Origin of the sequence: Candidatus Thiodictyon syntrophicum (assembly GCF_002813775.1) — a bacterium.
GTDB lineage: Bacteria > Pseudomonadota > Gammaproteobacteria > Chromatiales > Chromatiaceae > Thiodictyon > Thiodictyon syntrophicum.
Map to the genome: position 1 here is coordinate 2,201,775 of NZ_CP020370.1, position 25,470 is coordinate 2,227,244.

A 25,470-nucleotide genomic window follows, 5' to 3' on the forward strand; every position below is an offset into this window, starting at 1 on the left:
CGGACGACCGCCGTCGCCGGTCCTGGGGGCTCGCCTTAGCGGCGCAGGCCCAGACGCGCGATCAGTTCGCGATAGCGGTCCAGGTTCTCACCCTTGAGATAGTCGAGCAGCTTACGCCGGGAATTGACCATCCGAACCAGACCGCGGCGCGAGTGGTGGTCGTGCTTGTGGGTGCTGAAGTGATCGGCCAGACCCTGGATGCGGGCGGTCAGGAGCGCGACCTGCACCTCGGGGGAACCGGTGTCGTTCTCGGCACGGGCATAGGCCGTGACGACTTCTTTCTTCTGGGCGGCAGTCATAGTCATTGCGGGTCTCCTGATTCGTAATGGGGACTTGAGGATGTGGACCCTGGCGCGGCGGCACCTGCCGCCGCTGACCGCCCCGACAATGACATCAGGGGATCGGGCCGTGGTTAGTTAAGAGTTAGGAGTTAGGAGTTAGGAGTTAGGAGTTAGGAGTGAGGAGTTGATAAGACAGATGGAGCGAGCCGGAACCCATTGCTGGGCTAACAACTCCTCACTCCTCACCCCTCACCCCTCACCCCTCACCCCTCACCCCTCACCCCTCACCCCTCACTCAATCATTATACCAAACGTTTCGGCTGCACCTTCCCGTCGTCCTGGATCTCGCCGACGCCCAGGAAGTGCTTGGAGACGTCGTAGAGCCGCACCAGGCCCTCGGTCGGGGCCTGGGGCACCAGCACGGCCTGGCCCTGCTGGAGATAGAAGGCGGCATCGGCGGAGAGGCGCACCGCCGGCCAATGGCCGAGCGCCGAGTCGAGCGGGAGAAGCAGGGCGTCGAGCCGCGCCGCCGCGCCCTCCTGGTCCGCCAGGTCACGCACCTGATCCAGGGTGATGAACTCGACCACGTTCTCCGCGTAGGGCCCGACCCCGGTACGGCGCAACCGGCTCACATGGCCGCCGCAGCCGAGTTCACGGCCGATATCCTCGGCTAGGGTACGGACATAGGTGCCCTTGGAGCAGTGCACGTCGAGCTCGATCTCCGGCCACTCGCAGGCGAGCAGATCAAGGGAGAAGATATGGATGGGGCGCTTGGCGCGCTCGACCTCCACGCCCTGGCGGGCCAGTTTGTAGAGCCGCTCGCCCCCCTGCTTAATTGCCGAATACATCGGCGGGAGCTGGTCGATCAGGCCTAAGAACTGCTCCAGAACCGCGCGCACCCGGGCCTCGTCGACCCCCACCACGGGCTTGGTCTCTACCACCTCGCCCTCGGCATCGGCCGTGGTGGTGGTGACACCGAGTCGTACCCGCACCCGATAACGCTTATCCGCGTCCAGCAGGAAGGCGGAGAACTTGGTGGCCGCCCCCAGACACACCGGCAGGAGCCCGGTCGCCAGGGGGTCCAGGCTGCCCGTATGCCCAGCCTTGGCGGCCCGATACAGGCGTTTGATACGCTGCAAGGCGTCGTTGGAGGTGAGCCCGAGCGGCTTGTCCAACAGCAGGATACCGGTGACGTCACGTCCTGGATTGCGCCGTTTGCCGCCCATCATCGCGGCTGCTCCGGTGTGGCTCCGGGTGTCGGCACGTTCCCCTGGTCATCCGCACCGCCGTCGGTGTCGTCCTCCGCCGGGTCCGCAAGTCCTTCGACCGCATGGTCGATGAGGGCCGACAGGCGCATTCCGGCACCGATGGACTCGTCATAGACGAAGTGCAGTTCCGGCATGGTGCGCAGCCGCACCCGTTGGGCCAGGGCATGGCGCAGAAAGCCGGCGAGCCGACCATTGAGCAGCCGCGTCTGTGCGACCCCGTGAGTACCGTCGGTGTCGAGGCCAGCCGCGGCGTCGCCCACCGTCGGCAGGCAGGTGAAAAAGACCTTGGCGTGTGACAGGTCCTTCACCACGCGGACCTCATGGATGGTGAGATCGGCGAGGCGCGGGTCCCGCACCTCGTCGCGCAGCACCTCGTAGAGCTCACGCTTGAGCTCGGCGCCGATCCGCTCGGTACGATCGAATTCCTTCACAGGACCCGCGCCCGCTCGGTCCGCTCGAACACCTCGATGTGGTCGCCGACCTGGACATCGTTGTAGTTCTTCACGCCGATGCCGCAGTCGGTACCGGCCCGCACCTCGGCCACGTCATCCTTGTAGCGGCGCAGCGACTCCAGCGTGCCCTCGTAGATCACGACGTGGTTGCGCAGGACGCGGATCGGGTTGTTGCGCTTGATCATCCCGTCGACCACCATACAGCCGGCAATGGCGCCGAACTTGGAGGAACGGAACACATCGCGCACCTCCACCATGCCGATGATCTCCTCGGTGATGACGGGCTTGAGCAGGCCCGAGATGGCCTTCTTCACGTCGTCGATCAGCTCGTAGATGATGCTGTAGTAACGCAGATCGAGCGCCTTTTCCTCCACCACCCGCCGCGCCGCCGCGTCCGCCCGGACGTTGAAGCCCAGGATGATGGCGCTGGAGGTCACCGCCAGGTTGGCGTCCGACTCGGTGATGCCGCCGACCCCGGTCGCCACCAGGATGACCTTGACCTCGTCGTTGGTGAGCTTGAGCAGGCTCTCGCGCAGGGCCTCCAGACTGCCTTGCACGTCCGCCTTGACGATCAGGTTGACCGATTTCAGTTCCCCGTCCTTGAGCTGGGAGAAGATCTGATCCAGGCTCACACCCCGGTTCTCGTCCAGCTTGGAGCGGCGCATCCGCGAGGAACGGAACTCCGCGACCTCACGGGCGCGCCGCTCATCGACCACCGCCAGGACATCGTCACCGGCATCGGGCGGGGCGGAGAGGCCCAGGACCTGCACCGGGATGGAGGGTCCGGCGGCCTCGACCGGGTTGCCGGCCTCGTCGAACATGGCGCGGACCCGGCCGTATTCGCCGCCGCTGACGATCATGTCGCCACGCCGCAGCGTGCCCGCCTGGACCAGGATGGTGGCCACCGGGCCGCGGCCCTTGTCCAGGCTCGACTCGACGATGGTGCCGCGGGCGGGGCCGTCCACCGGGGCCTTGAGCTCCAGCACCTCGGCCTGCAGCAGGATGGCATCGAGCAGATCGTCGATCCCCTCGCCGGTCTTGGCCGAGACCTTGACCAGCATGGTGTCCCCGCCCCAGGCCTCGGTCAGTACCTCGTGTTGGGACAGTTCCTGCATGACCCGGTCCGGGTTGGCATCGGGCTTGTCCATCTTATTGACGGCCACCACGATCGGTACCTTGGAGGCGCGGGCGTGGGCGATCGCCTCGATGGTCTGGGGCATGACGCCGTCGTCCGCCGCCACCACCAGCACCACGATGTCCGTGACCTTGGCGCCGCGGGCCCGCATCGCCGAGAAGGCGGCATGACCGGGGGTATCCAGGAAGGAGATGACCCCGCGGGTGGTTTCCACATGGTAGGCGCCGATGTGCTGGGTGATGCCGCCGGCCTCGCCGGAGGCGACCCGGGTGCGCCGGATATAGTCCAGGAGCGAGGTCTTGCCGTGATCGACATGACCCATGATGGTGACCACCGGGGCGCGCGGCTGGGCTTCGGCCAGGCCGGACTGCTCGTCGGCCTCCTCGATCAGCGTATCCTCGGTGGTGCGCAGATCGGCGATGACGGCCGTGTGTCCCATCTCCTCGACGATCAGGACGGCGGTGTCACGGTCCAGCATCTGGTTGATGGTGACCATCATCCCCTGCTTGAACAGGGCCTTGACGACATCGCCGGCCTTGACCGACATGCGGCTGGCCAGTTCGCCGACGGAGATGGTCTCCGGCAGCGCCACGTCACGGATCACCGGCGCGGTGGGCCGCTGGAAGACGTGCTTATCCTGCAGTTGGGGTTTGGTGGTCTTGCGCTTGCGGCGCGGACGCCCGCCGGCCGCGTCGCCGTCCACCTCTTCGTATTCGACCCGTGGGGCCTCCTGGTCCCGACCGCGCAGCGAGTCCTTGCGTCCGGCCTTCTTGACCGATTTCTCCTTCTCGGAGAGTTCCGGCGGCTTCTTGGCGGCGACGACGACCGGCGGCTTCTTGGCGGGCTTGGCGGCCTCGCCACGACGGCGCACGACCGGCTCCGCCTCATCGGCGACCATTTCCAGGGGCGCGGGGACCACGGCCGCGGCCGCGGCGACGGGGGCGGTCTCGACCACCGCCTCGGTCTCGCTGAGGTCCGGCTCCGCGACCGGGCGTGCGGCCTCATCGGCCAGGCGTTTCGCCTCGGCCTCGGTCTCCGCACGGCGTTGCGCCTCTTCGGCCTCGCGCTGCCGCTCGGCGGCCTCACGGGTCTGGCGCTCGTGATCTTCCAGTTCACCCAGGCGGCGTGCCTCCTGCTCGGCGCGCATGGAGGCCAGTTCGATTCGCCGCCGCCCGTCGTCCATGGGGCTGCTGCGCAGTGTCTGGCGTTCGCGGGCGGGGCGCGGGGGCGGTGCGGCGGGCCGGCGTGAGGCCGGGGCGGCGGGTCTCACCACCGGGGCGGGCGGCGGCGCGGTCGCGGCTGCCACTTCCGTCGGGGCCCCCGTCGGAGCTGGCGTCGGCGCCTGCGTCGGCGCTTGCGCCGCCGCCGGTTCGTCACCGCGCTTTACATAGGTGCGCTTGCGGCGGACCTCGACGCTGATGGTCTTGGCGCGTGCGGCCGGTGTCGGTCGGGAATTGCTGCCGCCCCCGGCGCCCGGTACCCGCGGGGTCACGGCCGGCTGACGCAATTCGCTCACGCTCTTACGCTTCAAGGTGACCTGGCTGGGATCGGCGCCGCCCTCGGACCCGCCGCGGCCGTGGCTGCGGCGCAGGAAGGTCAAGAGTTGGACCTTTTCCTGTTCGGTCAGGGTGGAGTCGGCGTCGCTGGCGCTGATGCCGGCCTCACTGAGTTGGGTCAGGAGACGTTCGACTGGGATGCCGACCGTGGAGGCGAGTTGTTTCACTGTCACTTCACTCATGTAACGAACCTCCTAACGGGATTCCCCGCCCGCATCGGCAAACCAGGGCTCACGTGCCTTCATGATGAGGCGCGCCGCCCGCTCCGCGTCCATGCCTTCAATCTCCATCAATTCATCGACCGACTGTTCGGCCAGGTCCTCCACGGTCGCCATCCCGGCGGCGGCCAGGGCCAAGGCCAGGCCCTCGTCCATTCCCTCCATGTCGAGCAGGTCCTGCGCCGGTTCACCGCCGACCACCTCTTCGGTGGCAATCGCGCGCGTGAGCAGTATGTCCTTGGCGCGTTCGCGCAACTCATTGATAGTCGCATCGTCCAGCTCATCGATCGCCTGCATCTCGGCGAGCGGCACATAGGCCACCTCATCGACGCTGGTGAAGCCCTCGTCGACCAGGATGGAGGCCAGATTCTCGTCCACCCCGAGTTGGTCCATAAAGCTCTGGACCGAGCGGTGGGCCTCCTGCTCGCTTTTGGCGGCCGCCTCTTCCTCATTCATCACGTTCAACTCCCAGCCGGTCAGTTGGCTCGCGAGTCGCACGTTCTGACCGCCGCGGCCGATCGCCTGCGAGAGGTTCTCCTCCTTGACCGCCACGTCCATGCTGCGCGCCTCCTCGTCGATGACGATGGAGACCACGTCCGCCGGTGACATGGCGTTGATCACGTATTGGGCCGGGTTGTCGTCGTAAAGAATAATGTCCACCCGTTCGCCGTTGAGTTCGTTTGAGACTGCCTGGACGCGCGAGCCGCGCATGCCGACGCAGGCGCCCACCGGGTCGATGCGCGGGTCCTTGGTGCGCACGGCGATCTTGGCCCGCGCACCGGGGTCCCGGGCGGCACCCAGGATTTGGATCATACCCTCACCGACCTCGGGGACTTCGAGCTTGAAGAGTTCGATCAGCAGTTCCGGCGCGGTCCGGCTGACGAACAGTTGCGGCCCCTTGGCCTCGGCGCGCACGTCGAACAGATACCCGCGCATGCGGTCGCCCGCGCGCACCGATTCGCGTGGGATGACATGCTCGCGGGGAATCAGGGCTTCGGCATTGCTGCCCAAGTCCAGGAGGATAGAGCCCCGATCGGCCTTCTTGACGATGCCGGTGACCAATTCGCCCTTGCGCTCCGTATAGGCATCGACGATCTTGGTCCGCTCCGCCTCGCGCACCTTCTGCACGATGACCTGCTTGGCGGTCTGGGCGGCGATGCGACCGAAGAGTTCGGAATCGATCTCCTCTTCCATGAAGTCCCCGGCCTTGAGCCCGGGCTCCAGCATCTCCGCGGCGGAGAGGGTGATCTGGCGCTCCGGGGCCTCCAGTACGCCCGCCTGCGGGTCCTCCATGACCTCCCAGCGGCGGAAGGTCCGATAGTCCCCGGTCTTGCGGTCGATGACCACGCGGGCATCGATCTCACCGCCGTGCTTCTTGCGGGTGGCCGAGGCAAGCGCGGCCTCAATGGCCTCGAAGATCACATCTTCGGGGACATCCTTCTCATTGGATACGGCTTCAACGACCAGCAGGATCTCTTTGCTCATACCTTCCCATACTCTAGCGCTGTGCCATATTTTCAGCAGTGGTGCCGGCAGTGACCGCCGCTCAAGGGTGCGCGGCCGCTGCAAGATCAGGGATCAGCCGGGCGGATTCGAGGGCCGCCAGGGGCAGGTCCCAGGTACGGCCCTCCGCTTCCAGTCGGACCACTGCGTTTCCCCCCGTCGCCGACCCCAGGCCGAGCAGCACCCCTTCCAGGTTGCGTCGGCCCTCGACCTTCTCGGCCAGCCGGACCTTGATCCGCTGCCCGGCGAAGCGCGCGAAATGCTCCGCAAACACCAGGGGCCGATCCAGCCCGGGCGATGAGACCTCCAGGTCATAGTGCCCCGGCAGCGGGTCCTCCACGTCCAGGACGCCGCTCAACTGGTGACTCACCAGGGTGCAGTCATCCAGGGTGACGCCGTTGGCGTGGTCGATGTAAATGCGCAGGGTGGAGGCGCCGCCGCCGCGCTGGAAATGCTCCACCCCGACCAGTTCATAGCCCATGGGCTCGACCACGCGGCGCGCCAACTGGGTCAGGGTGCTGTCAACCGGCTGCATGGAAAAAATCGTCCAAAAACAAAAAATGGGCCAGCGGCCCACTGCGTTGGTGCGCCGATCTCACGGTTGACCGCGGATCGGGCGACCTACCTCGTGACGTACAGAAAAACCCCGGGTGCGGGGTTCATGACGGGGAACCTCGAGGATCGCGAACCTTCCTGGGGGGCCTTAGTCCGTCACAGATTTAGCGCCGGAAGTGTAGGTCCTTCGCGGCCGTTGTGCAAGGCCGTTGTCGGCGGCGGGGTGTGATTAGTCCTTGGCGCCGGCCCGCGGGCGGGGCTAGACTCACGCCCATCGTTCGCCCGGTTGCGCCTCCGACACCATGAGCCCGCCCCTCAAAAAGTTGCCGATCGGCATCCAGACCTTCAGTGAGATCATCACCGAGGGTTACACCTATGTCGACAAGACGGCGCACGCCCTGGCCCTGGCGAACGGGGGCAAATACTATTTTCTGTCGCGCCCGCGCCGCTTCGGCAAGAGCCTGTTCCTGGATACGCTCAAGGACCTGTTCGAGGGCCGCGAGGCGCTGTTTCGCGGGCTCGCCATCCACCGCCACTGGGACTGGTCGCGCCGCCACCCGGTGATCCGGCTCGATTTCGCCGGCGGGGTGGTGCAGACGCGCGCGGCGCTGGACCTGCGCATCGGGCGGCTGTTGCGGGAGAATGCCGAACGCCTCGGGGTGGACTGCGACTGGATCAACAACGACATCCCGGGGTGTTTCGGCGACCTGATCCGCGCCGCCCAGGCCGCCCACGGGAGCCGCGTGGCGATCCTGGTCGACGAGTACGACAAGCCGATCCTCGACAACATCGATCAACTCGAGCGCGCGGCCGAGTTGCGCGAGGGGCTCAAGAACCTCTATTCGACCATGAAGGCGCAGGATGCCCACATCCAGTTCGTCCTCATGACCGGGGTGACCAAATTCAGCAAGGTCAGCCTGTTTTCGGGGTTGAATCAACTCAACGACCTGACGCTCGATGAGCGTTTCGCCACCCTCTGCGGCTACACCCAGGCGGACCTTACGACCACCTTTGGCGGGCATCTGGCCGGTATCGATTGGAATAAGCTCAAGCGCTGGTACAACGGCTACAGCTTTCTCGGCGAGCCGGTCTACAACCCCTTCGACATCCTGCTGTTCATCGATAAGGGCCAAGTGTACCGCAACTACTGGTTCGAGACCGGCAGCCCGAGCTTTCTGATCAAGCTCCTGCAACAGCGCCGCGCCTTCCTGCCCGAGCTGGACGGCATCGAGGCCAGCGAGGAGATCCTCGATTCCTTCGACCTCGAGCGCATCGACCCGGTGACACTGCTGTTTCAGACCGGTTATCTGACCATTGCCGACACCCGTTGGCGGCGCTCGCGCCGGCTCTACCGGCTGCGGCTGCCCAACCAGGAGGTCAAGATGGCCCTGGCCGACCACCTCATCGACGGCTATCTGGGCACCTTGCCTGGTGGGCGCGACGCGCCCCAGGATGAACTCTATGATTGCCTCAGCGAGGGCGATGTCGCCGGTCTGATCGACGCGATCCGTCGGCTTTTTGCCGGCGTACCCTGGCGCAATTTCACCGGCAACAGCCTGCCCGAGGCTGAGGGCTATTATGCCAGCGTGCTCTATGCCTTCTTCGCCAGTCTCAACGCCGAGATCATCCCGGAAGACATCAGCAACCAGGGCCAGGTGGACCTGACCATCAAGCTGGCCGATTACATCTATGTGATCGAGATCAAGCTGATACATGGTCAGGCCCCACGCGAGCCGTCCCGAACGGCGCCGCCGACCGCACCGCTGCCGGGGGATGAGTGCGCGCCCGATCCGGTCCATGACGGCGGCGTCGGCAATCCCGCCCTGGCGCAGATCCGCGCCCGCGGCTACAGCGCCAAATATCGCGGTCTGCCGGGCAAGGGCCTGTTCGAGGTCGGGCTGGTGTTCGACAGTCAAGCGCGTAATCTGGTGCAGGCCGACTGGATGGCGGTGGTTTGACGGCTGCCCACCTAGCCCATAACCCTAGAAAGAGCAGTTCTCACACAGAGACACAAAGATCACAAAGATTTTCAACGCGATATCTAGGTCGAGGAGGTCGTCCGCGCGGTGACCGGCACAACGCCTTCTAATGATTTGTTTTTGTTTGTGTTCTTTGTGTTCTTTGTGTGAGCAATTCCCGGATTTAGGATGACCGAACCAATGGTAATCCCCTGGTGAGTCCCTTATGCACCCCGCTGACGCCATGAGAGTGGACCGCAATCACAGCGCCCAGGGGAGCGGCGGCGGGCCGGTCGCCGCGCGAACCCGCGACGAGGCGGCCCTGCAAGCGCGCGTCGTGGCCCACACCCGCGCCCTCCTGGCGCAGGGCGGGCACTGGCTGGGGATCAGCCCCCCGGAGGCGCAGATCCGCTTCGATCTGCGCGGACGTGCCGCCGGTCAGGCCCGCTTCAGCCCGCGCGGGCCCTGGGTGGTGCGTTACAATCCGGTGCTGCTCGGGGCCAACGCGGAGGATTTCCTGGCCACCACGGTCCCCCATGAGGTCGCGCACCTGGTCGCCTATGTCCGGCACGGGGCGCGCATCCGTCCCCACGGGCCCCAGTGGCGGGCAATCATGCAGTTCTTCGGCGTCGCGCCCGAGCGCTGTCACCGCTACGACCTGTCGGCGGTGCGCGGCCGTGCCCTCCAAGAGTTCGACTACCACTGCAACTGCCGCGGCCATCGCCTGAGCAGTATCCGCCACAACCGCGTCCTGGCCGGCGGGAGCTACATCTGTCGGCGCTGCGCGACTGCGCTACGCCCCGGTCTTCACCCCGGCGGGGGCGGGCACTTGAGACCTGACGAAGAAGTTTTGTCCGCAAATGAACGCAAATGAACGCAAATAAGACCAACGCCTCGCGGGCTCTTCAGCCTGAACAGGGCCGTCGATGCGTAAACGTGAATGCAGCGCGGAGAAGAGTCGGTGGCGTCGAAGGTGGGGTCAGTTCACGCCCTGGTGACGAATATCAGATCTCCAGGATATTCTCTTAATTTGCGTTCATTTGCGTTCATTTGCGGACAATACTCTTCGGCGGCGGGGGTCAGGAGGCCGCCGCCAGCGCCGCCAGGATACGTTCGACCTGCCCCGTGCAGTGCGCGATGTGACCGTCGATCTCGGCCATGGTGATCGCGCCCGCCGTCTTGCCGGCGGCCCAGTTGACGACGAAGGCGAGGCAGGCGTAACGCAGCCCCAATTCCCGGGCCAGGGCCGCCTCGGGCATGCCCGTCATACCCACCAGGTCACAGCCATCGCGCTCCATCCGGGTGATCTCCGCCGCCGTCTCCAGCCGCGGTCCTTGCGTCGCCCCATAGGTCGCGGCGGCGAGCGCCGGGACCCCGGCGGCGGCGCAGGCGCAGAGCAGGTCGTGGCGCAACCGCGGGCAGTAGGGTTCGGTGAAGTCCACATGGCGGACGGGGAGCGACTCGCCGTCGTGGAAGCTGTGCTCGCGCCCCCAGGTATAGTCGATGAGTTGGTCGGGGACGGCGAAGGTGCGCGGGCTCAAGCCCGCGGTGATGCCGCCGACGGCGGCCAGCCCCACCACGGGCCCGGCCCCGGCGGCGTGCAGGGCCCACAGATTCGCCCGGTAGTTGATACGGTGCGGCGGCAACCGATGGCCGTCGCCGTGGCGGGCAAGAAAAAGCACCGGTCGGCGGGCTAGGTGCCCGCGCAGGACCGGTGCCGAGAGGGGGCCGAAGGGGGTGTCCGGCCGGAGTTGCGCCGTGACCTCGAGGCCCCCCAGCCGCTGAAAGCCCGAACCCCCGATGATCGCAAGAAGACCTGTCACATGCACCGCGCCTCATGGAACATGCCGATCTCCACCAGTTTGGGGAAGAGGACCTGCTCCTCGCGTTCGATGCGCTGCCCGACCATCTCGAAGACCTCGTGGGTCTCGGTCACGAAATCGTCGCTGAAATTGAAGTCACAGTTTTTCAGCCAGTTCTTGTGATAGTCGTCGAAGATCTTGCGCAGCGGGCGCTCCCCGCTGATGAACCCCCAGGCGATGGACTTCACCTTGGGGTCCTCGTGGATCAGCAGGCTGGGATAAAGGCCGCGGTCCTCTTCGGCCAGGTGCCGACGCACCCGCTCACCGAGATCGCACAACAACTCGTGCGCGGTGCGGGCGTTCGGGCGGATGCGCAGCTGCTCCGTGGTCAGCAGCGAGCGCAGGTCGTCGATCATCTGTCGCAGCTCCGAGTGCGTGCTGCGGTAACCGTCTAGGGTCTGCATGGATCATCCTCCTCTTCGTTGTTTCGTGAAAACCACTCAGAGACGAACTGGCGACGGGCCAAACCGATCCGTGACGCCGAGTGGTAGGCACGCTTGCGGCGCGGTACCCCCAGGGCCGGTGCGCGAGCGATCTTATAGCCCTAAGAGATACTCCAAAATCGGCTCGAGGTCAAAAAGCTATCGCTTATATTGTATTTTTAGAGGATTGTTTTTCGTTGTATTGGTTTTTCGCCGTCCCGCGGTTTCCGCCGTCTATCGGTCCTGCTCGGCAACGGCGAAGATGCCGGGGACGTTGCGAAAATAGCCCTTGTAGTCTAGTCCGTAGCCGAACAGGTAGCGGTCCGGAACCCTGATGCCGACAAACTCCGCCGCGTAGGCATGGGGGCGCTCCTTCTCGATCAGGACCGCCGCGTGTACGGCGGCCGCCCCGTCCTCGCGGCAGGCGCGGGCGATCGCCTCCAGGGTCAGTCCCTCGTCGAGCACGTCATCCAGGATCAGCACCTGCTCGCCGCGCACGGCCTCCGCGGGGCGGTACTGCCAGTCGAGATCACCGCCGCGGGTGGTCCCGTGGTAACGATTCACATGGACATAGCTCAGTCGCAACTGAAAATTCAGCCGGGGCAACAGGAGCCCCGCGGCGATGACGCCGCCGGTCATCACACACAGGACGACCGGATCGGTCCCGGCCAGACGCTCGGTGATGGCGAGCGCCAGGCGGTCGAGGGCCTCCTCCATGGCCTCCTCGGTGACCAGGCAGTCGGCGCGGTCGGCGACCGCGGCATAGGTTTCGGGGGACAGTTTCATGAGTGCTTTACCGGTCTTGTGGGGTCGTCCAGGGCCAGGTCAAGGTCCAGGGTTTCCAGGTCTTCCAGGCGTGCGACCTGATGCACGCCCTCCTGCCAGCGCGGTTCTTCGTGCAGACGTTCGCGGGTCAGGTGCCCGCGCCCGTGCATGCGCAGCAGGCGCAACTGGGCGGTCGGGTCGGACTGGTCGTGAAACGCCGCGACGATCGCCTCGGCGGCCGGGCGATTGTTACAAATCAGCAGCATGTCGCAGCCGGCCCGGGCGGCGGCCCGGGCGCGCTCCACATAGTCGCCGCCGGCACCGGCGGCGGCCATGTTGAGGTCGTCGCTGAAGATGACGCCGGCGAATCCCAGGCGTTCGCGCAACACGTGCTGGAGCCAGAACGGGGAGAACCCGGCGGGCTCCGGGGCCAGACGCGGATAGACCACATGGGCCGGCATCACCGCCTCCAGTCCGTGCTCGATCAGCCGGCGGAAGGGCACCAGGTCCGCGGCCAGGAGGTCCGCCAGGTCCCGCTCGTCGCGGGGTAGCTCGGTGTGTGAGTCCGCGGCCACGCCGCCATGCCCGGGGAAGTGCTTGCCGACCGCGGCCATGCCGGCCAGGCGCACCCCCGCCGCCCAGGCGCCCGCCAGGGCGCAGACCGGTTCCGCCGCGGACCCGAAGCCGCGGTCGCCGATGACCTGACACAGGCCCCGGTCCAGGTCCAGCACCGGGGCGAAGCTGAAGTCCACCCCGGCCACCAGCAATTCCGCGGCCATCAGCCAGGCGACCGCGGTGCAGGCGGAGCAGGCGCGGCGGGGGTCCCGGGCGTAGAGCGCGCCGAAGCGCCCGGCCGGGGGCAGGCGGGTGAAACCCGCGCGAAAGCGCTGCACCCGGCCCCCCTCCTGATCCACCCCGATCAGCAGGCGCGGCTCGCGTAGGGCATGGATAGCCGCGGTCAGTTCCCCGAGCTGGGCCGGGTCCTGATAGTTGCGGGCGAACAGGATGACCCCGCCGACCGCCGGGTGGCGCAGCAGTTCGCGGTCTTCGGCGCCCAGTTGGGTGCCCGCCAGGTCGACCATGATGGGGCCCAGTGACATGGTCAGTTCTCCCGTCCGGGCCGCTGGCGGCCGAACCTCATCTCGGGGGTTGCAGCGGGTCGTGCGTGTCGTGGTGGCATCTCATCGCCTGGGGCCGGTGACCGGGTGCCTGCCACCCGGTCCTTCGTCGCTGTTTTTAGCACAGCGGCGAGCGCTTGTCTGTGGCGACGCGGGGCAGGGGCGCGATCAGAACTGATGTGTTAACGCACATGTCGTAGGGTACGCATCGCGTACCCTATTTAGGTATGGCTACCGGACGTTCTCGGGGAGCGGGCGTCGTTGTCGTTGTCGTTGTCGTTGTCGTAATCGTGGTCGGATCGTTCGATTACGACAACGACAGCGTATCCGGGATCTCGGCCGCCACATCAGTTCTGACCGCACCCGCGCGCGACCTTGGGTCAAGCGGGGCCCGGCCGTGCCGCGGACCGCTCACGGCTGGTCAGGCGCCACAGCCGATAGGCCGCCAGCGCGAAGCAGGCGGTGCCGAGCGCCGTAAGTGTCTGCTCGGTCCAGTGCATAGCAAGCGTCTTGGGGTTCATCATGGCGATCGGCTGCAACGCGAAGATCATCAGCAGATTGACCGCGAACAGGAGCGCCGTGCCCCACCGGCGCAGGCTCACCGCGGCCCGGATCAGCAGCAGGCTGGCGGCGAGGTTGCCGAGACTGGCGAGCACCAGCAGCGGCAGGAACCAGCCCCGCGGGATCGCGAGCACCCAGTACCGCAGCGCCGCCGCGGCGAAGGCGAGCGCCACCACGGCCAGCGCGACCCGCCACAGCCCCGCGGAGACCGGTCGCCCCCGTTGGCCCCGCACCGCCCCCCACAGGGCCACGGCCAGCAGGGCGAAGCCGGGGGCCATCAGTGGGAACAGGGCAGCGGCCAGCCAGACCAGGTCCGTCCCGGTGGTCGCGACGATCAGCTTCCAGGACACCTTCGCCAACCCGCCCGCCAGGATCAGCCCGGCGCCCAGGAGTGCGAGCCCCCGGTCGGCCGGGTCCTGCTGCGCGACGTAGCGCGTCAGGAACCACAGGGCAAGGCCGGTCAGGGCGACCGGCAGGACGTTGTAGAGCGCGAGCGAGAGTGGAAAATCGGGTAGATTGGACATGCTGTGGCGACCATTGGGCGTCCGCAGGGGGGACGACGACGTTTCTCTTGGTGGGAACATTGCGTCAGTATTGCGTTCTTGCCAAGCGACCTGGCCGCCGGATTGAACCCAGCGAGGCGGCCGGAGTCAACCAGAGGAAGAGCAGGTCCCAGGCGCGGCCCCGGGCGAATCCAGACCAGCGCCTTTGGTTTTTGCGCGTCCTGCCCCGATGTACTCGGTTGCGCGGCTTGGTGTCGGGCCGCGCGCCACGGTGCCCCATTTTGCGAGGATTGATCGGATGATGAATGCCAAGAACTTGAATATCCTGCTCTGGGTCGCCGTGTCCCTGTGGCTGGTGATGATGCTGAGCGGTCTGGCCGGACCCGGCCAGAGCGAGGCCCGGACCCTGAGCTACAGCCAGTTCCTCGCGGAACTCGGTGAGGGCGCCATCCAGGAGGTGCGCATTCAGGACCAGACCATCAAGGGTACGCGCACGGACGGCAGCCACTTCGAGACCTTCAACCCCGGCGACCCGGGGCTCGTGGCCGATCTGCTCAAGAACGCCGTCACCATCCGCGCCGAGCCTCCGTCGCAGCCCAGCATCGTCGGTCAACTGCTGTCCGCCTGGCTGCCCTTCGTCGTACTGATCGGCGTCTGGGTCTGGTTCATGCGCCGCGGCGGTGCCGGCGGCGGCGGACCCGGGGGCATCTTCGGCTTCGGCAAGAGCCGCGCCCGCCAGCACGCGGAGGGCGACATCAAGGTCACCCTGCGCGACGTGGCCGGCTGCGAAGAGGCCAAGGACGAGGTCGGCGAACTGGTCGAGTTCCTGCGCAACCCACAGAAGTTCTCGAGCCTGGGCGGACACATCCCGCGCGGCGTGCTGATGGTCGGTCCGCCGGGAACGGGCAAGACCCTGCTGGCGCGGGCCATCGCCGGCGAGGCCAAGGTGCCGTTCTTCAGCATCTCGGGCTCGGACTTCGTGGAGATGTTCGTCGGCGTGGGCGCCTCGCGCGTGCGTGACCTCTTCGAGCAGGCCAAGAAGAGCGCCCCCTGCATCATCTTCATCGATGAGATCGACGCCGTGGGCCGCCGCCGCGGGGCCGGCCTGGGCGGCGGGCACGACGAGCGCGAGCAGACCCTGAACCAACTCCTGGTCGAGATGGACGGCTTCGCCGGCAACGAGGGCATCATCGTCATCGCCGCCACCAACCGGGCCGACGTGCTGGACCCGGCCCTGCTGCGCCCCGGGCGCTTCGACCGCCAGGTGGTCGTCGGCCTGCCGGATCTGAGCGGCCGCACCGCGATCCTTGAGGTGCACATGCGCAAGGTGCCCCTGGCCGATGACGTGGTCGCCCGCACCATCGCCCGCGGCACCCCCGGCTTCTCCGGGGCGGATCTCGCCAACCTGGTCAACGAGGCGGCCCTGTTCGCCGCCCGCGCGGGCCTGACCGCGGTCAACATGCAGATGTTCGAGAAGGCCAAGGACAAGATCATGATGGGTGCGGAGCGCCGCAGCATGGTGATGTCCGACACCGAGAAGAAGCTCACCGCCTACCATGAGGCCGGCCACGTCATCGTCGGGCGCCTGGTGCCGGAACACGACCCGGTGCACAAGGTCAGCATCATCCCGCGCGGCCGGGCCCTGGGCGTCACCCTGTTCCTGCCCGAGCGTGACCGCTACAGCATGAGCAAGCGCCAATTGGAGAGCCAGATCTCCAGCCTGTTCGGCGGGCGCCTGGCGGAGGAACTGGTCTTCGGGCCTGAGCACGTTACCACCGGCGCCTCCAACGACCTGGAGCGCTCGACCGCCATCGCCCGCAAGATGGTCACCCGCTTCGGCCTGTCCGACAACCTGGGCCCCCTGGCCTACGCCGACGAGGAGGGCGAGGTCTTCCTGGGCCATTCGGTGACCCAGCAGCGCCAGATCTCGGACGACACGGCCGTGGCGATCGACAACGAGGTCCGGATCATCGTCGACCGCAACTACCAGCGCTCCAAGGACCTGCTGCTGGCGAACATGGACAAGCTCCATCGCATGGCCGAGGCCCTCCTGCGCTTCGAGACCATCGACCGCGACCAGATCGAGGACGTCATGAACGGCCGCCCGGTGCGCGAGCCGCCCGAAGACAGCGGTCAGGCCGCGCCGGCCGCGGGCAGCGGGGCGCCGACCGGCGGGCAGCCGCGCGGCGAGCCGCCGATTGTCGGCGGGCCCTTGGGTGGTCGGGTCTGAGCCTGGCTGGCCGGGGCAACGTCCCCGTGCGAGCGGCTTGCAGCCGCGATGCGAGGCCGCGGTAACCCGCCACGCAACGGCAGAGGGTATCCGTCGCGGCCGGGGGGCCGCTCCTACGGCGTAGGAGCGGCCCCCCGGCCGCGACGGGTTGCCGCAAGGGCAGGTCGCCGGAGCGCAAACGATGGGCAGCGCTCTCGCTCGGCCCATCCTACGGGCTACGATTACGACAACGACAACGACAACGTGGGAGCGAGAATCAGAGACAGTTATCTCGCAGCATCTTCAGGTAAACCAGCCCCTTCTCGCGGGCAAAGGCGATATTCCTGTCCGCGATTCCTTCCGGATCGGTGTAATGGGCCAAGGCCTGGTCGATGCCCTCTTCGCGGATCAGGTGCAGCATCGGGTAGAGTGACCGGTTGGTATAATTTGCCGGGTCGTCCGCCGGGGCCTCGGCAAAGCGGTAATCCGGGTGGAAGCCCGCGACCTGATAGACGCCCTCATAGCCTTGCGCGGCCAGCAGGTCCTCCGCCAGCGCGACCAGGTCCAGATAGTCGTCGAACCCCGGATAGGCCTCGGGAAAGATCAGCAGCGTGGTCTCGATCGCCGGCTGCTCATCCAGCCGGTGACACTCGCGCAGGAGGGCGTCCAGGCAGGACTGCTCGTCGGCGGCGGCCTCGACCTGGTAATGGATACTGCCGCGCCTGACCGGCTTGGCGGCAAAGGGACAGAAATTGCATCCGACCACGACCTCGGCCACCCATTTTTTGGTCTGGGTGATGACCTGTTCAGTGTCGATCATAAGGAGAATAAGGGTCCGGTTGAAATGATGGTCGAGACCTAAGGAACGGTTTACTGATAAGTTAAACAAGTCCATCAGGCAATGCTTGTCGCGTCGTTGTCGTTGTCGTTGTCGTAATCGTAATCGAGATTATCGTAGCGTTGCGGATTCTCTCGTACGCGAAGTGGCATCGCTTCTCCGATTACGATTTACGACAACGACAACGACAACGACAACGACAACGACCGCGACAACGACAACGACCGCGATAACGACAACGATTGTGTTCCGGAGTGTCCCATGGGCCACCTGCTGAGCGCCAAGTCTTCCCTGGTGCCCCTGATCGATCGTCTCAACCGCTACCCGATCGGACTCGTGGACAGCGCCAAACTCAGGGAGATCCTGGCCCTGCTGTTCACCGAACGCGAGGCCTTCGTCGCCTCCCGCTTCCCCCTGCACGAGGCGACCGCCGCCGAGCTCAGCGACCTGACCGGGATCGCACCCCCGCACCTGCGCCCGCTCCTGGAATCCATGGCCGACAAGGGCCTGGTGATGGACCTGCCCTACGGGGCCCAGACCTATTATCTGCTGGTCCCCGGCCTGATCGGCTTCATGGAGTTCACCTTCATGCGCCGCCGGCCCACCCTGACCGCCCCGGTCCCGGTTGCGGAGCTGGCCCGGCTCATGTCCGAGTATCTGCACGAGAACGGGCGGGCGGGGCAGGGCGGGGAGTTCTTCGGCAGCCCCACCCAACTCACCCGCGCCCTGGTCTACGCCGAGCATATCCCGGTCACCTCGCGCATCACCGCCTACGAGGATGCCCGCCGCATCATCATGGACGCCGACTACCGCGCCGTCACCCTCTGTTACTGCCGACACAAGAAGGAGCATCTGGGCGAGCCCTGCCGCAAGGGCGCCCCGGTCGAGGCGATCTGCATGGTGCTGGGCGAGGGCGCCCGCTTCCTGGTGCGCCGCGGCTTCGCCCAGGAGCAGGACCAGGCGGCGATGCTCGCCACCCTGGAGCGGGCGCGCGCCCTAGGCCTCACCCACGTCACCGACAACGTGCGCGAGCGCCCCAGCTTCATCTGCAACTGTTGCCGCTGCTGCTGCGAGCTGATGGCCGGGGTCCAGTCCGGCTTCAGCGACGGCATCGCCAAGACCCCCTTCCTCGCCGCCGTGGACCCGACCCGCTGCGACTATTGCGGCGAGTGCCTCAAGACCTGCAACGTCAAGTGCATCGGCCTGGCCGACGCCGCCCGCACCCTGCCCAAGCCGCAGCGCTGGGCCGCAGTCGACACCGCCACCTGTCTCGGCTGCGGGGCCTGCATCGCCGTCTGCAAACGCGGCGCCATCCAACTGGTGCCGCGCCCCCACCCCAAGACGCCGCCCAAGAACAAGGGCCGCCTCTTCGCCCGCATCCTGTGGGAGAAGGGCCGCCTCTGGCCCTTCATCGCCGACCGGGCCAAACAGCAATGGCGGCTGCTCACGCGTGCCGCCCGCCGGCCGTGAGCGGAACCGCCGCACCTACTGGGAGCGCCGCACCCCAGTGCGGCGAGCCCCTCAACCAGGATGCACCTGAAGGCGAAGCACCATCCCCCAGCGTCGCCACCCCCGCGCCCACTGGGAGCGCCGCACCCCAGTGCGGCGAGCCCGCCACCCAGGATGCCCCAGAAGGAGAAGCGCCACCCCCCGAAGGCCGCGGCTGGTACTCCCGCGGCTACCTCCCCCACTGCGACTCAAGCCATGTCATCCAGTCGCTCAGCTACCGCCTGGAGGACTCGCTACCCATCCAAGTCCTGGCACGCCTGCAGGCCGAGTCCCGACGCGAGATCGCAGACCCCAAGACCCGCGACATCGAACTTCGCAAACGAATCGAAGACTATCTCGACGCCGGCCACGGCTCCTGCATCCTGCGCGAACCGCAGATCGCTGCGTGCATCGTCGATACCTGGCTGCACTTCGACGGCAAGCGCTATCGCCTCCTGGAATGGGTCGCCATGCCCAATCACTGCCACGTCCTGATCGAACCTCTGCCGGGCGTCGCCCTGGCGACCATCGTGCTGTCCTGGAAGAACTACACGGCCCGGTTCATCAATCGGTTCTTGACCCGCACCGCGCAGAATGGCGCAGAAGTCCACGGACAGGTCTGGCAACGCGAGTATTGGGACCGCTACATCCGCACCGACCAACACCTCGCCGCCGCACGTCATTACATCCGGATGAACCCGGTCAAGGCGGGCCTGGTCAAGACGCCGGAGGAATGGCCCTGGGGGAGCGCTGGAATGGGTGTAAAGAGCGATTCCTGAAGGCGCCGCGACTGGGAGCGCCGCACCCCAGTGCGGCGCAGCCTATCGACAGGACGCGGCGCCGCGGTCGCTTGCGAGGCTCGCCGCACTGGGGTGCGGCGCTCCCAGTGCGGCGCGGCCTATCAGCAGCACGCGGCGCCGCGGTCGCTTGCGAGGCTTCGCCGCACTGGGGTGCGGCGCTCCCAGTGCGGCGCGGCCTATCAACAGGACGCGGCGCCGCGGTCGCTTGCGAGGCTCGCCGCACTGGGGTGCGGCGCTCCCGGTGGCGTGCCGCGTGGCACCGATATTGAGGGCGCCGCCGATCCGTCGCCTCCTGCATGGTTTATGCTATCGCCCTGACACCGCATCGAGACACAACCCCGGAGCACCCCATGGCACTGCGCGAGATCACAATCAACGGCCAGACGATCCTGGTCGAGGTGGCCGACCTGAAGGTCGAAGGCCAGTCGGCCGACAACCGCCGCGAGCCCACCGCGGCCAGCGCGGAGAGTGGCGATATGACGGATCGCATCGACCAACTCCTGAAAGCCCTCACCACCCCGGTCCAGGCCGCCTGCCAGGCCGCCGGTGCCGCCGAGTGGTCGCTGCGGATCAACATCGGCTTCGGGGGCAAGGCCGCGCTCCCCTTCATCGCCTCCGGCGAGGCCAATGCCGCGGTCAGGGTCACCGCCAAATGGAAGCCGGCGGCCTGAGCCGATGGCCCTCGCCGACCTCATCGTCAGCCTCTGGGGCGATCAGGCGGCGTCCCGGTTTCTGTGCTCCGGCGTGCATGTCGCGCCGGGTCATATCCTGACCGTCGCCCATGCCTTCGAAGACTTGGCGCCCGACGGCCAGACCTTTGTCTGTCAGTTGCCCGGCCAGCACGGCGCCAAGGCCGCAACCCTCTTGGCTCGTCACACGACGCTCGACGCCGCCATCTTCAAGTTGACGAAGCCCATCGGCGACCTGCGCCTGCCCCTGCCCGATGCCATCGGCGCCCAGGAGGGCCGCCGGCCCTGGTTCCATGCCATCGACCCCGACACCCATGATGTGGTGAGCCTGGACCACGGTTGCATCGGCGACTATGACGGACAGCACTGCGAGTATGTCGTTGCGCCGCAGACCGCCCACGGCTACAGCGGCGGCCTGCTGGCGGTGGGTGAGCAGCCGCTCGGCCTGCTCAACTGCCGGATCGAGAACGAGCCCATCGCCCGTGCCATCGCGCTCGCGCAGTTGCGGCCCTGGATCGCCTTCCATATCGACCGCCCCCAGGGCCCCGACGACCAGGCGGGCCCGGACTACGAGGCCCTGGCCGCCCTCCTCGGGCTGCGCGCCCTGCAACTGCTCGCCAACCCCGGCACCGCGGACCTGCGCCGCCTGGGCGGCTTTCCCCGGCGGGCCGGCGAACTCGTCGGCTGCCCCCCGCGCGACTGCTTTGAAACCCTGGTCCCCGACCTCCACCAGGCCACGCAAGACTGTCTCGACGCCTGGCGGACCCTGGGGGTCCCGGTCCCGCGCAACTTCAAGGCCGACTGCCACGCCCTGCTCGGGGAACTGCTCAAGGGTGCCGTGGACCGTCAGGGCCGCACGCCGGGCGAACTGGCGGAGTTGGCCGCCGCTACCCCGGATCGCATGTTCGTCGCCTGCCGGACCCTCGGCGCCGCGGCCACCGTGTATTGCTCCATCACCGACATCCCCTTGCGGCTGGCCGAGCCCAAGGGCGCCCTGGACCTGCACGGCGGTTCGGTCATCGACCTCACCGACCTGGCCCAAGGCGTCGGCCCCGATGCCGAGCGGGACGCCTTCGACGCCGTCTGGCTATCCTACAAGGGCACGCCGGTGCCGGTGGACTTCGGCAACGGGGAGCAGCGCCTGCCCTATCTCAAGAACCTCATGAGCCACATCGATATGAAGCGCAGACTCTACCGGGACGACCCCCGGTTCCTGGTGGCCCGGGGGCCGCGCGAGTGGTTGCACGGCGTCGGCCTGGCCAGCGCCGGCGAGCGGCTGCGCATCGGTCTCGTCATCCACGCCGCGGGCAGCGACTATGCCTACCTCGCGGTCGAGGAGGACCTGCTGATCAACCTGGCTTGCGAGTATCTCCAACTCCTGGAGCGGCCCTGATGCCCATCCCCGACTACCCCATCGATCGGGACCTGGACCTGGACCCCTGCGGCACCTGGCCGCTGTCGGTCCACCGCTTCGACCGCGACACGGCGGCGGCCCTGCGCGCGGCGGAGGCGGCCGGGCGGCCCCTGCTGCTGCGCGGTGTCCCCGGCACGGGCAAGAGCCAGACTGCCCGCGCCGCCGCGGCGGCGACCGGGCGGCTCTTCGTCCCGGTGGTGATCGACGGGCGCAGCGAGGCGGCCGACCTGCAATGGCATTACGACGCCGTCGGGCGCCTGTCCGACGCCCATGCCCCCGGCGCCCAGGCGCGCGACGCCGCCCATTATCTGAGCCCCGGCCCCCTCTGGTGGGCCTTCGATTGGGCCGGCGCGCACCGCCAGTGGGACCTGCGCCGCCAGGGCGAGGCCCCCGTGCTGCCCCCAGGCTGGACGCCGGGACTTGGCGCGGTGCTCCTCATCGACGAGATCGACAAGGCCGACCCGGACCTGCCCAACGCCTTCCTGGAGGTCCTGGGCAACCAGGGCTTCAGCCTCCCCTTCCTGGGTCAGTGCGTCGTGCGCGGCCCGGTCGCGCCGCTCGTGGTCATCACCACCAATGAGGAGCGCGAACTGCCCCCGGCCTTCCTGCGCCGCTGCCTGGTGCATATCCTCAAGGCCCCCGCGGACCTGCCGGACATGGGCCGGCGCCACCTGGAGCGGCGGGGTCTCACCGGTTACCCGCGGGTCCTGGCCGAGGCCGCGCGCCTCCTGGACGGGGATCGCGCCCGCGCCCGCGAGCAGAAGACCTATGCCCCCGGCCTGGCGGAGTATCTGGATCTGGTGATCGCCGTCGCCACCCTGGGGGCCTCGGAGGACGAGCAGTGGGCGCTCCTGGAGCAGACCGCCGGCTTCGTCCTCGACAAGGCTGCGCTCCTGCCCGACTGAGCCCGGGTGGACGCCTCAAGCCTCAGGTCCCGGGCCGCCGTCGGCCGTGCCGACCTGCTGCGCATCCTGGCCGCCCTGCCGCCGCACCAGTGGCCCGCCGCGGCGCGCGGCCTGGGGTTCTCCCCGGTGCCGGAACCGCCGCGAGCGCCCCGGCCCGCGCCCGGTGCGCCCGCTGACCCCGGGGCGGGGGGCGCCCCGCGGGGTGGGCCCGAACCCTACCAACCCGCGGACCTTCCGGACCTGCCCTTCTGGTGCATCGCCGCCGACGAGACCCAGGCGCCGGACCCCGGGGCCGCGGACGCCTTAGCCCCGCTGGTGCAGGCCGCGCCCTGGGACGCGCTCCCCCTGAGCGATCCCGCGTGCCCAAGACCAGCGCAGCCGCAACTGGTGCCGCGCCCCCGCCAGGGGCGCTTCCTGCGCCGCCACCTGGCGACCGCGCGCCCCGGCACCGGCCTGGACCTGGAGCGCCTGTGCCGCGACCTGGCCGCGCTGCGGCTGCCGCCGCACCTGCCGCGCCGCCCCTGCCCCCGCTGGCCGGCGCGGGTCGATCTGGTGCTGGATCTGACCCTGTCGCTGCGGCCCTATTGGGACGACTTCTGGCAGCTTCAGGACGGACTGCGGCGTCTCCTGGGCGGCCGTCTGCACCTCTGGCACAGCCGCGGCGGCGATCCCCGGGACCTGGTGTCCGCCCGGGACGGGCGCCCCGGCGGGCCGCCGCCAGGGGCAGGCGCCCTCGTGGTCCTCAGCGATGCCGGACTTTATAGCCCCGGCAGCGGGCGTCACCGCCGCTGGCAGGACCTGGGCCGCCGCCGGCCGGCCGCACCGGGGGCCGGCGCCCTGCTCATCGCCCCGGTGCCGCCGCGCCTCGCCGCCCCCGGCCTGGTCCCCGGGTTCCGGCTGGTCCCCTGGGACCGCGGGGCGCCCCTGCACCCCCTGCGCCCGGGCGCGGCGCCCGGGTCCGCGGCGCCGTCGGCCCCGGACCCGGCGGCCGAGCGCGCGACCGCGGCCCTGCTCGCCGCCCTCGCCGCGGCCTCGCGTGTCGAGCCCGCGCTCCTGCGCGCCCTGCGCCTGGGCCTGCGCGACCTGGGGACCGACGTCGGCAGTGAATACGCGGTCTGGAACCACCCCCAGGTCCGCGCCAACCTGCTCGCCTGCGCCCTCGCAGCCGAACATCGCGCCGCGGCGGCGGACGACTTCGGGCGACTCCCGGACGCGGTGAGGCCCCGGATCATCGCCCTGCGCCGCGCCTACAACCGTCACCAGTCCCCTCTGATCCAGGCTGAGGAGGCCCTCGCCGACGGGCCCTTGGCCCCGCCCGCCGACCTGGCCGCCGCCCGGAACCTGGTCTGGCGCCTGGCCGCCACCCTGGAGCGTGGGTCCGACGCCGTCCGCGGCGGCGAGTTGGCCGGCTATGTGGTCCACCTGGCCGCGCGCCGCCCCGAACTCCTGGACCAGAATCGCGAACTGGCCGCCGCCTGGGTCCTGGCCCGGCGCGAGGACCTGCGCCGCGGTACCCTGCACGAATTTCCCCGCGGCCTGGACCTCGACACCCTGGGCCGCCTCCTGGCGGAGCGGGGCGCGTCCCCGCCCGCCGTCCTCGGCCAGCTCGGGGATGCGCTCGGCCTGTTTCCGGCCGGGCCGTCCCAGCCTGCCTGTCCCTTGGCAGAGTTCGCCGCGGGCGCCGCCGACTGGCAGGTCGAGACCCTGATCGGCGGGCAGACCGGGTCCCCCCGGGTGCTGCGCCTGGGCGAATCCCTGCCCCTGGACCCCGCAACCCGCTACCGACTCACCATCGGGCGCCGTCGGCTGGAGCTGGCGTCCGTGCGCCGCCCGGCCTGGGCCGCCGGTCTGGGGCGCGACCGCGCCGGGCTCTTCGCGGAACTGGCGGACGGCCGGCGGCAGACGTTGGAGCGCCCCGGCTGGGCGTTGCGCCACGGCATCGACCAGGCCGGCTGGTGGGCCGAGTTCGCGGTCGGCCCCGTGGTCCAGCGGATGCGCTGGGTGCCGCCCGGGGAGTTCTTGATGGGGTCGCCCGCGGACGAGCCGGAGCGCTTCGGAACAGGCGACTGGGCGGAGACTCAGCACCCGGTGGTCCTCAGCCAGGGCTACTGGCTGGCGGATACCGCCTGCACCCAGGCCCTCTGGGAGGCGGTGCTGGGGGAGAACCCTAGCCAATTCAAAGGGGCGGAGCGACCGGTCGAGCAGGTCAGTTGGGACGACGTGACAGGGCGCTTCCTGCCCGCGCTGAACGCCCGGGTCCCGGGTCTGGAGGCGGTCTTGCCGACCGAGGCGCAATGGGAGTGTGCCTGCCGGGCCGGGACCCGGACCCCGTTCAGCTTCGGGTCGAACATCACCACGGATCAGGTCAACTATGACGGCAACTACCCCTACGCGGGGGGCGCTAAAGGGGAGTATCGAAACCAGACGGTCGAGGTCAAGGCCCTGCCGGCGAATGACTGGGGCCTGTATCAGCTGCACGGCAACGTCTGGGAGTGGTGCGCCGACTGGGTTGGCGATTATCCTGGTGAGGCCGTGGTCGACCCACCGGGGCCGCCTGAGGGCCGCGAGCGCGTGCTGCGTGGCGGCAGTTGGATCAACCACGCCAGGTACTGCCGGTCGGCGGCCCGTCGCGGCTTCGAGCCGGCCTACCGCAGCGTGTACTTCGGCTTGCGGCTGTCCCGAGGGTCTTCCCCCAGGCCGGCAGGAGGAGGCGTGGGCGTGGCGGGCGTGGTTGCCGGGGGCAGAGCCCCGGCAGCCGCGCCTGCCGCGCCCGCGCCGGGGGTGCGCGGTGTCTTCAAGAGCTTCGTGGACCGCTTGCTCAAGCGCTGAAACCCGCGGGCCGCACTGGGGCCGCCGCACCCCAGTGCGGCGCGGCCCATCAGCCGCGGCAAGGCCCGCTGCACGGCGCCGCACTCGCCGCACTGGGGTGCGGCGCTCCCAGTATGCACAGACCGGCATCGGCAAGGTGAC

General features: G+C 68.5%; 21 protein-coding genes. 9 read left to right on the top strand and 12 right to left on the bottom strand.

Annotated features, from left to right (window positions below; genetic code table 11):
• Positions 1–35 precede the first annotated feature (35 nt).
• The 6 genes from rpsO to THSYN_RS09450 form a co-directional block, all read right to left on the bottom strand.
• A complete protein-coding gene (rpsO, locus tag THSYN_RS09425) occupies positions 36–305 on the bottom strand; it encodes a 30S ribosomal protein S15 (RefSeq protein WP_100918914.1) in 270 nt (89 codons plus the stop codon).
• Between the two features lie 278 nt (positions 306–583).
• Complete coding sequence (gene truB, locus THSYN_RS09430) at positions 584–1,510, bottom strand: tRNA pseudouridine(55) synthase TruB (RefSeq protein WP_236848839.1); 927 nt, start codon at positions 1,508–1,510, stop codon at positions 584–586.
• Positions 1,507–1,980, bottom strand: coding sequence for a 30S ribosome-binding factor RbfA (gene rbfA, locus THSYN_RS09435; RefSeq protein ID WP_100918915.1), 474 nt, complete (start codon positions 1,978–1,980; stop codon positions 1,507–1,509). The genes truB and rbfA overlap by 4 nt, the downstream gene beginning before the upstream one ends.
• Positions 1,977–4,874: a translation initiation factor IF-2 gene (gene infB / locus THSYN_RS09440; RefSeq protein WP_100918916.1), complete on the bottom strand. Its 2,898-nt coding sequence runs from the start codon at positions 4,872–4,874 to the stop codon at positions 1,977–1,979. Before infB ends, rbfA begins: the two co-directional genes overlap by 4 nt.
• A gap of 12 nt (positions 4,875–4,886) precedes the next feature.
• Positions 4,887–6,395, bottom strand: coding sequence for a transcription termination factor NusA (gene nusA, locus THSYN_RS09445; RefSeq protein ID WP_100918917.1), 1,509 nt, complete (start codon positions 6,393–6,395; stop codon positions 4,887–4,889).
• Positions 6,396–6,456: 61 nt separating this feature from the next.
• Positions 6,457–6,948: a ribosome maturation factor RimP gene (locus tag THSYN_RS09450; protein WP_100918918.1), complete on the bottom strand. Its 492-nt coding sequence runs from the start codon at positions 6,946–6,948 to the stop codon at positions 6,457–6,459.
• A 322-nt stretch (positions 6,949–7,270) separates the two neighbouring features.
• Here THSYN_RS09450 and THSYN_RS09455 point away from each other — a divergent pair, with 322 nt between their 5' ends.
• Together THSYN_RS09455 and THSYN_RS09460 are read left to right on the top strand one after the other, a co-directional pair.
• Positions 7,271–8,926: an ATP-binding protein gene (locus tag THSYN_RS09455; protein WP_100918919.1), complete on the top strand. Its 1,656-nt coding sequence runs from the start codon at positions 7,271–7,273 to the stop codon at positions 8,924–8,926.
• A gap of 226 nt (positions 8,927–9,152) precedes the next feature.
• Positions 9,153–9,800, top strand: coding sequence for a SprT family zinc-dependent metalloprotease (locus tag THSYN_RS09460; RefSeq protein WP_236848840.1), 648 nt, complete (start codon positions 9,153–9,155; stop codon positions 9,798–9,800).
• 205 nt (positions 9,801–10,005) lie between these two features.
• Here THSYN_RS09460 and THSYN_RS09465 read toward each other — a convergent pair whose 3' ends face one another.
• From THSYN_RS09465 to THSYN_RS09485, 5 genes are all read right to left on the bottom strand, one after another.
• Complete coding sequence (locus THSYN_RS09465) at positions 10,006–10,749, bottom strand: S-methyl-5'-thioinosine phosphorylase (RefSeq protein WP_100918920.1); 744 nt, start codon at positions 10,747–10,749, stop codon at positions 10,006–10,008.
• Positions 10,746–11,192 carry a hemerythrin domain-containing protein gene (locus THSYN_RS09470; protein ID WP_100918921.1) on the bottom strand — a complete coding sequence of 149 codons (447 nt, stop codon included), beginning with the start codon at positions 11,190–11,192 and terminating at the stop codon, positions 10,746–10,748. Before THSYN_RS09470 ends, THSYN_RS09465 begins: the two co-directional genes overlap by 4 nt.
• 252 nt (positions 11,193–11,444) lie before the next feature.
• The gene (locus THSYN_RS09475) at positions 11,445–11,996 is read right to left on the bottom strand and encodes a hypoxanthine-guanine phosphoribosyltransferase (protein WP_100918922.1); all 552 of its coding nucleotides are present in this window, start codon (positions 11,994–11,996) and stop codon (positions 11,445–11,447) included.
• A complete protein-coding gene (gene nagZ, locus THSYN_RS09480; RefSeq protein WP_100918923.1) occupies positions 11,993–13,075 on the bottom strand; it encodes a beta-N-acetylhexosaminidase in 1,083 nt (360 codons plus the stop codon). The genes THSYN_RS09475 and nagZ overlap by 4 nt, the downstream gene beginning before the upstream one ends.
• Positions 13,076–13,473: 398 nt before the next feature.
• Positions 13,474–14,178: a hypothetical protein gene (locus tag THSYN_RS09485; RefSeq protein WP_236848841.1), complete on the bottom strand. Its 705-nt coding sequence runs from the start codon at positions 14,176–14,178 to the stop codon at positions 13,474–13,476.
• Positions 14,179–14,458: 280 nt separating this feature from the next.
• Between THSYN_RS09485 and ftsH the strand changes: the two genes are divergently transcribed.
• Positions 14,459–16,387 (top strand): ATP-dependent zinc metalloprotease FtsH, encoded by a 1,929-nt coding sequence (gene ftsH, locus THSYN_RS09490; RefSeq protein WP_100922359.1) that lies wholly within the window; start codon positions 14,459–14,461, stop codon positions 16,385–16,387.
• A gap of 256 nt (positions 16,388–16,643) precedes the next feature.
• Here ftsH and THSYN_RS09495 read toward each other — a convergent pair whose 3' ends face one another.
• A complete protein-coding gene (locus THSYN_RS09495) occupies positions 16,644–17,186 on the bottom strand; it encodes a DUF1415 domain-containing protein (RefSeq protein ID WP_100918925.1) in 543 nt (180 codons plus the stop codon).
• A gap of 279 nt (positions 17,187–17,465) precedes the next feature.
• Here THSYN_RS09495 and THSYN_RS09505 point away from each other — a divergent pair, with 279 nt between their 5' ends.
• The 6 genes from THSYN_RS09505 (at position 17,466) to THSYN_RS35775 (ending at position 25,329) form a co-directional block, all read left to right on the top strand.
• The gene (locus tag THSYN_RS09505) at positions 17,466–18,674 is read left to right on the top strand and encodes a 4Fe-4S binding protein (protein ID WP_100918926.1); all 1,209 of its coding nucleotides are present in this window, start codon (positions 17,466–17,468) and stop codon (positions 18,672–18,674) included.
• Positions 18,671–19,471 (top strand): REP-associated tyrosine transposase, encoded by an 801-nt coding sequence (locus tag THSYN_RS09510; protein WP_236848842.1) that lies wholly within the window; start codon positions 18,671–18,673, stop codon positions 19,469–19,471. Before THSYN_RS09505 ends, THSYN_RS09510 begins: the two co-directional genes overlap by 4 nt.
• A gap of 371 nt (positions 19,472–19,842) precedes the next feature.
• Entirely contained in the window at positions 19,843–20,163 is a 321-nt protein-coding gene (locus THSYN_RS09515; protein WP_100918927.1) for a CU044_2847 family protein, read from the top strand.
• Positions 20,164–20,167: 4 nt separating this feature from the next.
• Entirely contained in the window at positions 20,168–21,574 is a 1,407-nt protein-coding gene (locus THSYN_RS09520; RefSeq protein ID WP_100918928.1) for a serine protease family protein, read from the top strand.
• Positions 21,574–22,500 (top strand): AAA family ATPase, encoded by a 927-nt coding sequence (locus THSYN_RS09525; RefSeq protein WP_100918929.1) that lies wholly within the window; start codon positions 21,574–21,576, stop codon positions 22,498–22,500. Before THSYN_RS09520 ends, THSYN_RS09525 begins: the two co-directional genes overlap by 1 nt.
• Positions 22,501–22,506: 6 nt before the next feature.
• Positions 22,507–25,329 (top strand): formylglycine-generating enzyme family protein, encoded by a 2,823-nt coding sequence (locus THSYN_RS35775; RefSeq protein WP_236848843.1) that lies wholly within the window; start codon positions 22,507–22,509, stop codon positions 25,327–25,329.
• Positions 25,330–25,470: the final 141 nt, after the last annotated feature.